The sequence below is a fragment of the Vibrio comitans genome (assembly GCA_024346835.1).
GTDB lineage: Bacteria > Pseudomonadota > Gammaproteobacteria > Enterobacterales > Vibrionaceae > Vibrio > Vibrio comitans.
Genome location: AP024866.1, coordinates 2,656,141 through 2,668,578, shown reverse-complemented (window position 1 = coordinate 2,668,578; position 12,438 = coordinate 2,656,141). Strand labels below are relative to the sequence as shown.

Genomic DNA, 12,438 nt, shown 5'->3' with positions numbered 1-12,438 from the left:
GTTGTTATTATTTGATTATCGATTAATCGGTGACTCATTCGTCGCTGAGTAACCCACGCTGTATTTTGAATGGTCTTGTGGCTCTATCACATTGAAGTACATTTCAAAGTTATCAAGATAACCAGTTAGTTCTCCGAGTTTATCGAGGTTACCTTCTGCCTTGATATCTCCGGCTTTGATTAACTCTTGCATCGTCGATTGCTGTGTCAGCAGTTGATCGAAGGCGAAGCGAGGCATACTTAAGGTAAAGTCAGGTTGATTAACATCGTAGCCCTCGATAGAACTCATACGGCCGTTCTTTACTTCAATGGCGAATTTTTCGTTCTCATCAGAAATGATAAGGTTGGCGCGCATTTCAAAATTATCTTGCGCCGCTTTTGGACCGTTTAGACGAACACCCATGTAGTTTAAGAAATCAGCGGTCGGCATGTTCTGAATCATGTCAGCAGAGGCTGTTTTGGTAGAAGCCCCTTTAACTATGCCTCGGCGAAGTTCATCAGCACCCACTAGAAAGACGTTACGTTCTCCCGATGATTCACTCTGATAGCCCAGCTGCTCAAGACAGTCCGCTTGCAAGTATCGAGCTTGTTTGTTTTCAGGCTCAGCAAACACCACTTTGTTGACGATCTCAGCACACCAGCGATAGTCGCCTCTATCAAAGGCTTTGCTACCCGCTGCAATAATGTTGTCGCCGCCAAAGTCTTCAACGTAGCGCTTAGCTGACTCAGTCGTACTGTGTGGAATCAGGTTAGCTGGGTTCATATCAAAATAGCCTAGGTACTTGTTTAGTACCGCTTTTGCATTGCGATGGTATGAGCCGTGATAACCGCGCAGGTACCATTCATTGGCTAGGGTTTCAGGAACCTTAAACTCATCTTGAATGTCATTAATGTTGACGCCATGGTTTGCCAAGCGCAGAGACTCATCGTGCAGGTAGCCATACATGTCGCGTTGCTTCTCGAGGAAGTTAACCACATTGTCGTTACCCCAGCGAGGCCAGCTGTGAGAGGCGATTAACACCTCTGATTGATGACCAAACTCATACAAAGCTTCATTAATTACATCAGCCCATTGCAGGGAATCACGGACAAATGCACCGCGAAGGGTATACAAGTTGTGCAGACCACCAACCGTCGTTTCAGCTCCCCAATACGTCTTGTATTCAGGAATGTAGGTGTTCATCTCTGATGGAGCTTCAGTTTCTGGAGCGTTTTGCATGATGAGTTCTAGGCCATCAACAGTAACGCTTTGAATGTCTTCTTGAACCTCAAGAGTTGGTATGATCAGCGATAGTTCACCAGAGGCTACGCTTTTACCAATTGCGGCATCGACCTGACCTTGTGCCCCTTTCTCTAGAGAAGTACCGTATTGATACAGCACACGACGAGCCATGGCTGTGCCGGCGAGTACGTTTTCTGATATTGAGTGCTTGGTAAAGCCTCGTGGTGCGATGATTTCAACTTCACCAGCATTCACTTGTTCTTGGGATACTATGCCCTTCACGCCACCAAAGTGATCAGCATGAGAGTGGGAGTAAACCACTGCCTTTATAGGTAGATCCCCGTCAGGAACATGCTTCTTAAATAGCTTGTATGCAGCCTCGGCTGTCTCAGGGATGGTCAACGGATCAAACACTATCCAACCATTTTCACTACGAACGAAAGTAATATTCGCTAAGTCGTAGCCACGCACCTGATAGACCCCATCACGCACCTGATAAAGACCGTGCTTCATGTTTAGAACGGCTTGACGCTGCATGCTCGGGTGAATGCTATCAAAGTCTTTGCCTTGCAATAGGAAGTCATAGCTGCCTAACTCCCAAGCAATGCTTTGACCATTTTTATTCATGATTTTCAGGTTATCTTCACGAGCGATGAATCCTTTATCGGCTAATTCAAAATCCGTTGTATCTGCAAAATTCAGTTGTGAGCGTAGCGAACGATTAAAATCTGCTGTGTATTGTGTAGCGTTCTTAGATTCAGCGGTAAATGTCGGTAGTGCGTCATTGGTACCAGCAAATGTAGCGGTTGCGGTTAAAGAGCTAACAATAGCTAAAGATAAAGGAAGAATATTCGCTTTCATAATGTCTCTCATTTGTGGGCTAGGTGCCGATGTGAGTAAGCTTATGAGAACTAGAGATATCAATCATTATGGCTAACTCGCAATCAGATATTTTTAAAATAAATATCTATTCAGCAAGTAGATTGAAGGGTAGATAAAGTAGTCTTAACAATATTGTTACTTGGATGCGTTTTGATATTTTGAATGTAAATATCAGGTTTAGTGTATTTGCTATTTTTTGAATGGTTAGTTTTAGTTAAATTATCAGCGTTCCAAACAATACTGACTATTGAGGTTGCCATGACAATGCGTACTAAATCGACTCTTCTACTTCTGATTGCTTCTCTGTTTACCGTAACAGGTTGTGCATCAAACGAGGCAATGGATGCTGAGAATAAAAACGCGGGCCGTAATCGTGGCGCCATTGGTGGAGCGCTACTGGGTGCTACAGCTGGTGCGTTGACGGGTGATGCTAGCCTTGCGGCTAAAGGCGCTGTTGCGGGTGGTGTTGCCGGTGGTGTTGCAGGGTCAATGAAAGATGTTGATGACGCTCGAGCGAAAGACAGGTCAGAAATTCAAGCGGACGGCTTGAAACAGGACAATCGCTCTGATGCAGAAAAGCGCTTAGCCGAACTAGAAGCAGAAGTGAAAATTAAAGAACTAGAAGCCAAACTGGCTGAGATGGAAAAGCAAGAAGACGACTCTGAAGAGAGCTAATTGCTTAATACTCCATATTAACGCCAAGCATTGCTTGGCGTTTTTGCGTCTATCGAAGGTTTGTTGCTAATCTAAATTCATGTTTCTCGCACGAGTAATTTCATAGTGCTATTTCCAGAGCAACCTCAATGGTCGGAGGTAGAGCAGGGTAGGCTCTATTACGATCCGCAGTTTATGTCATCTAAAGAGACTGATGAACTATTTCAGTCTTTACAAAATCAGCTCCCTTGGGAGCAGAGAGCAATTAAGATGTACGGACGTTCGGTTATGCAGCCAAGGCTACACGTGTTGTGTGGCACTCAGGCTTATCGATATTCTGGTATTACTCTTGAGCCATTGCCTTGGCCTACACCCATACTTCCTATCAAACAAAGAGTAGAAAGCATTGCTGCTCAAAGCTTTAATACGGCATTGATTAACCTCTATCGAGATGGTCAAGATCATATGGGTTGGCATAGTGACAACGAAAAATCACTGGGAGATAGCCCAGTCATCGCGTCAGTCAGTCTAGGTGCAAGTCGGCGCTTTGTGCTTAAGCACAAACAAACTAAACAGAAGATTGAGTACATCTTAGAGGATGGTGCTTTATTGATCATGGCGGGCGATTTGCAAGCGCACTGGCAACACTGCATCCCGAAAACGACAAAAGTCTCACAGCCACGTATTAATCTTACCTTTCGGAGTGTGATAGGCTAGCTCGCATACTCATCTAGAATGGAACACGAGCATGCAACAAACACACACTTATCCAATTGGAACACCCGGTCAAAAGTGGACTCAAAAAGAAGTTCAGCAATGGCGTGAGAGTCGTACTATACAGCGTTCTTATAAAGAAGAAGTGCTTTCTAAGATGGATGAAATCGGTGATAGCTTCGAGCGTGTTCAATATGGAGAACTGGATTACCCATCAGGGCCTTACCCGCTGTTTGGCTTTAAATCTAAGCAATGGAATAGCAATAACCCTACTGTGCTTGTCACTGGTGGTGTACATGGCTATGAGACTAGTGGTGTACAAGGTGCGCTTTTATTCTTGAAAGAAACAGCTTCTCACTATCAGAGTGACTTTAACCTTATTGTTGCACCATGCGTATCTCCATGGGGCTATGAAATCATTAATCGCTGGAACCCAGAGGCAATCGATCCAAATCGCTCATTTGTAGAAAATAGCCCAGCTCCAGAATCGGCATTAGTGATGCAGTTTGTAAAAGATTTAGGCGTTGAAATCTTTGCCCATATCGATCTGCATGAAACGACAGATAGTGACGAGGAAGAATTTAGACCCGCCTTAGCTGCGCGTGACGGACTAGAGTATTTTGAGGGCTCTATCCCTGATGGATTTTACACTGTGGGTGATACTGAAAACCCATGTGAAGAGATGCAAACCGCTATTATTGCTTCAGTAGAAAAGGTCACTCATATCGCACCAGCAGATCCAGATGGCACCATTATTGGGTCAGAGGTAGTGCAGCACGGCGTAATCAATTATCCGCTAGAAAAACTTGGCTTATGTGCTGGCTTCAGCAAGGCTAAATACACCACAACAACCGAAGTGTATCCAGACAGTGTCAAAGCAACAGCAGAAGAGTGTAACCGTGCCCAAGTAGCAGCAATTACCGGAATGCTGGATTACCTGAAAGGGCTTTAATCTATAAATACCAATCGTACTAATTATGAACGCTTACTTAGTGTTATTAGTATAACGTTAAGAGGTGGCGGCGACGGCGTCGGAAATAACCACCTCTTTATTGGTTAGGGCTTGGATATCTTTCCACAGCATTGGGGCTACGATCATGGTCAACGCAAGATTGGACAATGGTACAGCAACCCAAACTCCTTCTACACCAAACCATTGAGGAACAAAGAAAAGAAACGGCAATTGTACGAGCATGTTGCCCACCGAAACGAACATCGCCTTTCCTGCTTTACCCACTGCCATAAAGTACACAGAAGCTAAGAATAAGAACCCATCTAGAAATAGTGCTGCTAGGTGCAGTCTCATTCCCTCTACGGTAGTCGCTATTAGCTCTGCATTTGAATCAGAGAACCAAGAGATAAAAAACTCCGGGAATAGGTTCAACAACACAACTGTCGCAACACCTGATATCAATACAACTTTAAGCGCTAAAGCAACCGTCCCCTTGATGCGGCTATAACGTTTTTCGCCAAAGTCGTAGCTCACAGGAGGCTGCATGCCAGATGCGATGCCCTCAGCAAACAAATAGTACATGGTGGCTATGTAGCCGATAATGGCGAAGGCGCCGACATGAACCTCAGTGCCATAATGCATTAACAAGCGGTTATGCAGCGCAATGACAAATGAGAAATAAGCAAACATCAGCATGCTAGATGCGCCTAACTGACAGATACGAAACGCTTTTTGTAGGCTAAAGGCCAGGCTTGTTAAGCGAATCTCTGCTTTATTAGAGACAAAATATGCAAGACCAAGTGCTGTAACGGTCAGTTGTGATAATGCCGTAGCAATGGCCGCACCTTGCAGTCCTTGATTTAGAACACCTATATACAAGTAGTCCAAGATAATATTGAGTACAGCACCGATAATTGTTAGTACTGTAGCCACCTTTGGACTGTTGTCGTTGCGAACAAGCATTGGGATAAGCGTGGCCGATATCGCCATAGGGGCACTGTAAACAAAGATATTGATGTAATTGAAACCGTGGGTAAGAGACTCACCCGTGGCCCCCTGCAGTATCAATAAGTCTCGTCCCCAAACGCCAATAATTGGCATGGAGATAAGAGAGAACAAGAGCGTTAAACCGATGGCGGTTTGTAAAACACTGCTCGCTTGCTGGGGCTGTTTCTCGCCACGGTACATTGAAACAAGGCTTCCTGCGCCCATACCCACAAGGATGCCAAATCCCATTATGGTCGCGATGATAGGCCATGCCATATTAATACCGGCAAGACCTGCGTAGCCGACATAATGACCAACAAAAATACCGTCGATAATTTGATACAAGCCACTAATCAGCATTGCCGCTACAGAAGGTACGGCAAAGCGCCAAAATACTTGGCTTACAGATTCATCTTGTTTTATCGCTTCGGTGGTCATGCTTTTTTATCTGGCTGAATAATTTGGCCCTATTATCTAGTAAAATATGATATATAAAAGTTAGTTACTATCCGTTTAACGTATAGGTGAGACCATGAACTGGACCCTAGATCAACTGCAGTCATTTGTATATTCAGCTCAATTGGGCTCATTTTCGGCCGCGGCGCGTAAGTTAGGCAAAGCGCAATCTCGAGTCAGTACCGCTGTCGCAAATCTGGAGGCAGATCTAGGCTTTGAGTTATTTGACCGTTCTCGCAAACTACCGGAGCTCACCCCTCTAGGTAAAGAAATGCTGGTGGAGGCGAAGGGCGTACTTGAGCAAGCGCAGCGACTTCAGTCACGAGCATTGAGTGCGTCTAAAAAGGAAGAGATTGAACTGGTATTGGCTGTGGACGAGGCTATTCAGGTCATGGCCTTTGCTCCGATATTTGTTGAGCTAGGTGAGGCTTTTCCAAATCTGAAGCTCACAATTATCAATGGGTCTAGAGAGGATATTGCTCTGTATATAGAACAAGGGAAAGCAGACCTTGGGGTGCTGTTTAAGTCTCGCCAAATAGATGATGAGTTAGAATTTACCTCTATTGGTCAATATCGATTGCGACTCATTGCAGGGCAAGACCATCCGCTTACTCGCTTAAAGTCACCGACCATAGTGGATCTTCAGCAGTATCGACAATTTGTTATTTGCGATCGCAATGGAGAAGGTCGCGATGAACCCTTAGTTGCTCATCATTGGTATATAGACAGCTATTTTGTTATCGGTGATTTAGTGGGAAATGGAATGGGTTGGGCTCTCATTCCTGATCATATTGCTTCTGCTCAGTGGTATCGCGACAGTCTAGTGCAATTATCCGCAGACAATTTGCCTGTTAGCCTTACCGCTGAGGTGGGGCTGATCCGCCGACGAGAAAATGGAATCGGTGTGGTGAGTGAGTGGCTACACCACTCATTGAAAAATATCTTTATTCAACCATCCAGTACTTAGCCTACCCAAAGATGAAGTAACTGTTACTGTTTCTCCGGCATACCTTGCACGGTGACGCAGTCATCGTGTGTAAAATAGGCCACAGTAATAGCCATAAGCGCAAGTATCCCTGTTGGTATCAAATAGAGTGGGGTTTGGTAATAATAAAAATAGAAGCTCATCCCCGCAAAGATAACGTTCATTCCAACCGCAGACATAGAAGCGACGTTCTTTATAAGAATTCCAATTGCCATGGTCATTTCTAGCACAGCAATAAAATAGACATACCAAGTGGATAGGCACATTTCTCTAAAAGGTTGATGGAGTAACTCCATTCCCGAAAACTTGGCGATGCTTGAAATGCCAAAAACGAGTGATAATGCGATGCTGAATATCCTTGTCAGCATCTTGGCTTTTTGGTTCATAAATTTCCCTAGATAGCTCTCACACTTAACGACCACTGGACTCAATTTTAGGGGGGAGGGAAAGGTATATACAACTGAGTGCGTAGTGCCTGATGTGGATTGAAACAAATTGTGAACGGGAATTATACCGTATGGCTCACAGATTGGTAACATTATGATACAAAAAGAGTTTTTATTATACTGCTGATGGCAGGATTGAAGGTCTTAATTGCATGACTAGGCAGAAGGTAACGTGAGCTTACATTGCCTGACATTTCCATTTTCTGATTGTAAAGTAATAGCTCTAACTTATAACTCATTTAAAACAATGACTTAAACTTGCCCTTTTAGATTGAAACAATGCGGTCATCTTACTGTCACGCTTCTCTTAAGAAATTGAAACAAGAACGTAATGTAAGCCTCTTAGATTCCCTACCAATTCATAACCTAGTAGGGAAACAGAACAATGTTACCGTCAAAAAAATCCTTTCTTGCAACCTTAGTTGCACTCACATTGGCTGGCTGTAATAGCAGTGGCAGTGATTCAGATAACAGCACTCAAAAACCCGATGTGCCTGATATTCCTGAAGCCAAAGCTGAGCTAACCATTGGCCTGCTGCCTGATACTCAGGCCGATGGTATTAAGGTTGCTGAGCACCCAATGAGAGCGGTGCTAGATAAGCACCTTGAGCAAGGGGTAAACATTGTTATTCCTGTCGGTGACCTAACGGATAAAGGCACAACAACTGAGTGGGAAAGCTGGGTTGGAATTGCTCGTGAGTATAAGGCTCAAGGCATGGAATTTTTACCTTTGATGGGCAACCACGAAGATAGCTATGCTTATACTACGGAATGGATTGACTACATGAAGGAGTTCATCCCCGAGGACGCTGTGCACATGCCTAAGCGTGAGTGGTTGAACTACTACGTAATACGTAAGAACACCTTGATTATCCCATTGGCGTATTGGAACCTACCTATTGCCTTTCCTTGGATAAAGGATGTGGTTGCGGAGCATCGTGACAACATCGAGCATGTTGTAATTGCTAGCCACGATGGCTTAGTGGGCGCTAAATATGGCGAGACACGCGAGCTTATCGTAGAAGGCACAGAGGGTGGTTATCGTGATGACAAGCTGCACAGCCAATGGGATCAGATCCGTGACTTCTTCTATGAGAACGATGTGGTGTGGGTTCAGGGCCATGAGCATCTTTACCAACGTTCAGTGATCAAAGCGCCAGTTGGCACAGAGACTCAATCTTGGACTCCGACAGGAGGCAACTATCGCCTTCCTCAGTACACTCAGATCGTCAGTGGTAACGCCTCTTACAAAGGCTATGAATTCCGATATGGTGAGCGTGAGCTAGTGCAAAACGTTGTTCAGATGAAAATGGGTACGTATGACGAAGGGCGTGATTCGTACGCTTATGATGTGAATGCCGCGCAACTTGCTATCAAGGGTGATCGTATCGATTACACCGCATTCTCTGCACCACACACCATTAAGCATAATGATGACGGGGCAAAGGAGCTTGCTGATCCTGAGTGGGTACTAATGGATAAGTTCTCTCGCACCAATAATCGTTGTGAAAAAATTATCTATGCCAATAGCCTACCGGAAGATATGCGCCCAGTAATGGAGTACACCTCTAGTTACCGTACCAACGAATGTGTGGCCGATGATGGATCACGTGTGAGGGTTTTGGCCGGAGAGAACAATACCTTTAACCGTGTTGATTCAACGGAAAGAACACTAAGTTGGACAGAGGGTTACAGTAAAGCACAAAGCCAAAACGAGCTAATGCGCATGGCTTACCAATTCCTATTCCAAAAGCATGCCGCATGGACACCGAATCTAAATGGTGATGAGCGTATCTATCCAAACGAAGAGAACGAAAACGTCACTGTTCGCGCGACTACGATTGATATGAAGAAGCTTTTATCACTAAGTTGGTCTGAAGCAACCAAAGAAACAGCATCGGATATTGCGATTATCTCAGGCACTCAAAACCAATCAGGCATCTACCAAAATGCTTATGGCGGTGAAAAAGATATTCAGACTGAGCAGGGGATGCCGGGAAGCCAACCTGATGGCTCAGCGAAAGCGCCTCACCCTCTACCTAGCTACGCGACGGCAGACTGGGATTTGTTAAAGCAATCATCAGACCCGTACGCCTTCCAATTTGAGGTCGCACCAGGGGTTGACCTTGAAAAGCATCAGTTAGCATGGAAGAAAGGCTGGGGAGAATGGCAGACCATTACCTCTAATGAGTGTGTGTTCGAAGGGCGCTTTGAAGAAGAGTACCTAGATACACCACCAAACCGAGCTCCAGGTTGTCATGCAGAGCCTTTGGTCGGTAAAGATGCTGCGGAGAATAACTTCTGGGTTGTTCTTCATGGTGATGCAGAAATTGCGCTGATTAAGTAATCCGTTAGTAAAGTCATAGGGGTGGGAGAGTTCCACCCCTTATTTTTTCCAAAAAGTAGTTTGTATCTTATTTATGTTAAACCGTGTCTGTTTATTGTTATCTGCTGTTCTGTTGATTTGGTTTGTCAGTGGTTGCTCTGATTCATCAACTGAAACCCAATCACATAGCCGACAGATTGATTGGTTGGATCTTGTTCCTGAAGAGGAACGTCTGGCACTTTCACAGCAAATTCAAACCCTACAAGCAATGCCATTGCACAATGAAGAAGCCCCTGGAATGGACCAGCAATATGGTTTGGGAGAGGTGAACTATGCCACTTCCCTAGAGGGAGAGAATATTCGCCTTGCTGGCTTCATGGTCCCACTTGAGGGGGAAAATGGCATGGTGACTGAGTTTATATTGGTGCCGTTCTTTGGTGCTTGCATTCATGTACCACCGCCACCGGCGAATCAAATGATTGTCGTACGCTACGAGGAGGGCATTCCTGCAAGTTACTTCTTCGATTCTATTGTGATTGAGGGCTCTCTAGAGATGTCAGAATTTGAAAGTAACGGTATTGGGGTAGGCTACCAAATGACGGCAGCATACGTTGGTCCAAACGTATAAATTGGCCATTCATTGAGGGTATTTTACCTATGATGATCAAATAGATCGTGATAGGTAAAATACCCTTTAAGCTGTACGGAGGTAAATTTGCTGTCCGCCATATAATCAATATAAAGTTGCATAAACATCCCTATGCAATTGCAGTGATGAAGAGTAGATTCTGCGTACTCTTTAACCCTTATTTATGTGTGAAATTGCGCAATGGCAGATACAACCCCCACTCCTTTTGAGTCTCTTCTCCCACCAGAAATGGCAGCACGTGCGGCTGACGTAGGAGAAAGCAAAGCAACCAAAAAGCCAATAAAATCATTTATGTTAGCGATCGCAGCCGGCATGCATATAGGTATCGCTTTTGTTTTTTATACTGTTGTGACAACGGGCGCTGCGGAAATGCCCTATGGTATGGCGAAGTTGATGGGTGGTCTGGCGTTTAGCTTAGGGCTAATACTTGTCGTCATCACGGGTGGTGAGCTATTTACCAGTACAGTACTGACTCTTGTAGCTAAAGTGAGTGGCCGCATAACCTGGAGTCAGCTGGCCAAAAACTGGTGCGTGGTTTACTTTGGAAATTTTGTCGGGGCTATGATGCTTGTGGGTATCATGATGGTCACAAAAGAATATATGAGCGATGGCGGGCTGATGGGGCTCAATGCCATGGCGATTTCACAGCACAAGCTTCACCACACTTTCTGGCAAGCCGTTGCGTTAGGCCTGATGTGTAACCTGTTGGTTTGCTTGGCTATCTGGATGACCTATAGTGCCCGATCTCTCACTGATAAGGTGATTATCTTGATCTTGCCTGTGGCGATGTTTGTGGCATCTGGCTTTGAGCACAGCATCGCAAACATGTTCCAAGTGCCTATGGCGATTGCCATTAAAAACTTCGCACCCGCTGAGTTTTGGCACATGACGAGTGCAAACATTGCTAACTATGCCGATCTCAATGTAGCGGATTTTGTGATTAATAACCTAATCCCCGTGACTATTGGCAATATCATTGGTGGCGGTTTGTTTGTGGGTATCTACTTTTGGATGATTTATCTAAAAGATTAAGAGGTTATTTGCCTTCTAATATTGTGTGAGTCGCCTTTCCACTGGCGCAATATGTTGTATGCATTAAAGTGATTGGTCATAATGATGACAGCATTATTAGGACCTATCGCTTTTTATGACGCAAACCCCAAAGAAGAACAGACCCACGCTACAGGACGTAGCCGATTTGGTTGGCGTAACCAAGATGACCGTATCGCGTTATTTACGCAATCCGGATTCAGTCGCCGAGAAAACACGCCACAAGATATCTGCGGTATTAGAAGAGGTCGGTTATATTGAAAATCGAGCCCCTGCCATGCTTTCAAAATCCTCTAGCAAGGCAATCGGGGTGCTGCTCCCATCACTATCTAACCAAATCTTTGCCTCATTTGTTCAAGGCATAGAAGCGATCACTAAGGCACAAGGTTATGAAATCTTGATAGCCCACTTTAGCTATGATGAAGAGGAAGAAGAGCGCAAGATAGCCTCTTTGCTTGCCTATCAAGTTGACGGTTTAATTCTAACCGAAAGCCATCACACTAAACGCACTCTGCAGATGATAAAGAACGCTAACGTGCCCGTAGTTGAAACAATGGAACTTCCCGAGAACCCCATTGATATAGCCGTTGGGCTGGATCATGTAGAAGCTTCCTACGTTGCAGTTAAAAAACTGATCGCAGCGGGTAAGACTTCTATTGCTTATTTTGGTGCTCGTTTAGATACACGTACTAAGTTGCGTATGCAGGGCTATGATAAGGCGTTGCTAGAAGCAGGATTAACACCTAAACACATACTGACGTCGGAACATTCAAGTTCGTCGTTAGGGCATGCCTTGTTAGACAAGGCTTTGGAAACCTATCCTGACTTAGATGGAGTGTTTTGCACTAATGATGATATCGCGATAGGTACCGTATTAAGTGCCCAGCAGCGTGGCTTAGAAGTGCCTAAGCAGATTTCCGTGATTGGTTACAATGCCTTGGAGATGGGGCAAACTATTCGCCCAATACTCACTAGTATTGATACCCCACGATACGACATTGGCGCTAAAAGTGCAGATCTTCTTATCCAACGCCTGCAAGGTAAATTGACTACTAGTCCACAAGTCGACATGGGTTATAGCTTTACTCAAGGCGAGAGTGTATAGCGATAAAAAAG

General features: G+C 44.7%; 11 protein-coding genes. 8 read left to right on the top strand and 3 right to left on the bottom strand.

The features are described from left to right. Positions 1-15 precede the first annotated feature (15 nt). Positions 16-2,094, bottom strand: coding sequence for an alkyl/aryl-sulfatase (locus OCU46_RS12215; protein WP_371858836.1), 2,079 nt, complete (start codon positions 2,092-2,094; stop codon positions 16-18). Positions 2,095-2,361: 267 nt separating this feature from the next. Between OCU46_RS12215 and OCU46_RS12210 the strand changes: the two genes are divergently transcribed. The 3 genes from OCU46_RS12210 (at position 2,362) to OCU46_RS12200 (ending at position 4,423) form a co-directional block, all read left to right on the top strand. Beyond that, the gene (locus OCU46_RS12210; RefSeq protein WP_141270838.1) at positions 2,362-2,778 is read left to right on the top strand and encodes a glycine zipper family protein; all 417 of its coding nucleotides are present in this window, start codon (positions 2,362-2,364) and stop codon (positions 2,776-2,778) included. A 105-nt stretch (positions 2,779-2,883) separates the two neighbouring features. Then, complete coding sequence (locus OCU46_RS12205) at positions 2,884-3,474, top strand: alpha-ketoglutarate-dependent dioxygenase AlkB family protein (RefSeq protein WP_141270837.1); 591 nt, start codon at positions 2,884-2,886, stop codon at positions 3,472-3,474. Between the two features lie 31 nt (positions 3,475-3,505). Further along, complete coding sequence (locus OCU46_RS12200; protein ID WP_141270836.1) at positions 3,506-4,423, top strand: M14 family metallopeptidase; 918 nt, start codon at positions 3,506-3,508, stop codon at positions 4,421-4,423. A gap of 57 nt (positions 4,424-4,480) precedes the next feature. Here the strand turns inward: OCU46_RS12200 and OCU46_RS12195 are convergent, their stop codons facing one another. Further along, on the bottom strand, positions 4,481-5,848 hold the full coding sequence (locus OCU46_RS12195) for an MATE family efflux transporter (protein WP_141270835.1): 1,368 nt from the start codon (positions 5,846-5,848) through the stop codon (positions 4,481-4,483). A 94-nt stretch (positions 5,849-5,942) separates the two neighbouring features. On the opposite strand from OCU46_RS12195, the gene OCU46_RS12190 reads away from it, so the two are divergent. Then, positions 5,943-6,833 carry a LysR family transcriptional regulator gene (locus tag OCU46_RS12190; protein ID WP_141270834.1) on the top strand — a complete coding sequence of 297 codons (891 nt, stop codon included), beginning with the start codon at positions 5,943-5,945 and terminating at the stop codon, positions 6,831-6,833. 23 nt (positions 6,834-6,856) lie between these two features. Here OCU46_RS12190 and OCU46_RS12185 read toward each other — a convergent pair whose 3' ends face one another. Continuing rightward, positions 6,857-7,237: a DoxX family protein gene (locus OCU46_RS12185; protein WP_141270833.1), complete on the bottom strand. Its 381-nt coding sequence runs from the start codon at positions 7,235-7,237 to the stop codon at positions 6,857-6,859. A 445-nt stretch (positions 7,238-7,682) separates the two neighbouring features. On the opposite strand from OCU46_RS12185, the gene OCU46_RS12180 reads away from it, so the two are divergent. The 4 genes from OCU46_RS12180 to OCU46_RS12165 all read left to right on the top strand — a co-directional run bounded on the left by OCU46_RS12180 (position 7,683) and on the right by OCU46_RS12165 (position 12,427). Further along, positions 7,683-9,644, top strand: a complete 1,962-nt coding sequence (locus OCU46_RS12180; RefSeq protein WP_141270832.1) for a metallophosphoesterase family protein — start codon at positions 7,683-7,685, stop codon at positions 9,642-9,644. Between the two features lie 73 nt (positions 9,645-9,717). Next, on the top strand, positions 9,718-10,251 hold the full coding sequence (locus OCU46_RS12175) for a DUF3299 domain-containing protein (protein ID WP_244311380.1): 534 nt from the start codon (positions 9,718-9,720) through the stop codon (positions 10,249-10,251). 201 nt (positions 10,252-10,452) lie between these two features. Continuing rightward, positions 10,453-11,304 carry a formate transporter FocA gene (focA, locus tag OCU46_RS12170; RefSeq protein WP_141270831.1) on the top strand — a complete coding sequence of 284 codons (852 nt, stop codon included), beginning with the start codon at positions 10,453-10,455 and terminating at the stop codon, positions 11,302-11,304. 115 nt (positions 11,305-11,419) lie between these two features. Continuing rightward, positions 11,420-12,427: a substrate-binding domain-containing protein gene (locus OCU46_RS12165; protein ID WP_141270830.1), complete on the top strand. Its 1,008-nt coding sequence runs from the start codon at positions 11,420-11,422 to the stop codon at positions 12,425-12,427. Positions 12,428-12,438 lie beyond the last annotated feature (11 nt).

Coding starts and splice junctions, on each gene's coding strand:
- OCU46_RS12215 (WP_371858836.1), bottom strand. CDS start 2,094: ATGAGAGACATTATGAAAGCGAATATTCTTCCTTTATCTTTAGCTATT.
- OCU46_RS12210 (WP_141270838.1), top strand. CDS start 2,362: ATGACAATGCGTACTAAATCGACTCTTCTACTTCTGATTGCTTCTCTG.
- OCU46_RS12200 (WP_141270836.1), top strand. CDS start 3,506: ATGCAACAAACACACACTTATCCAATTGGAACACCCGGTCAAAAGTGG.
- OCU46_RS12195 (WP_141270835.1), bottom strand. CDS start 5,848: ATGACCACCGAAGCGATAAAACAAGATGAATCTGTAAGCCAAGTATTT.
- OCU46_RS12190 (WP_141270834.1), top strand. CDS start 5,943: ATGAACTGGACCCTAGATCAACTGCAGTCATTTGTATATTCAGCTCAA.
- OCU46_RS12185 (WP_141270833.1), bottom strand. CDS start 7,237: ATGAACCAAAAAGCCAAGATGCTGACAAGGATATTCAGCATCGCATTA.
- OCU46_RS12180 (WP_141270832.1), top strand. CDS start 7,683: ATGTTACCGTCAAAAAAATCCTTTCTTGCAACCTTAGTTGCACTCACA.
- OCU46_RS12175 (WP_244311380.1), top strand. CDS start 9,718: ATGTTAAACCGTGTCTGTTTATTGTTATCTGCTGTTCTGTTGATTTGG.
- focA (WP_141270831.1), top strand. CDS start 10,453: ATGGCAGATACAACCCCCACTCCTTTTGAGTCTCTTCTCCCACCAGAA.
- OCU46_RS12165 (WP_141270830.1), top strand. CDS start 11,420: ATGACGCAAACCCCAAAGAAGAACAGACCCACGCTACAGGACGTAGCC.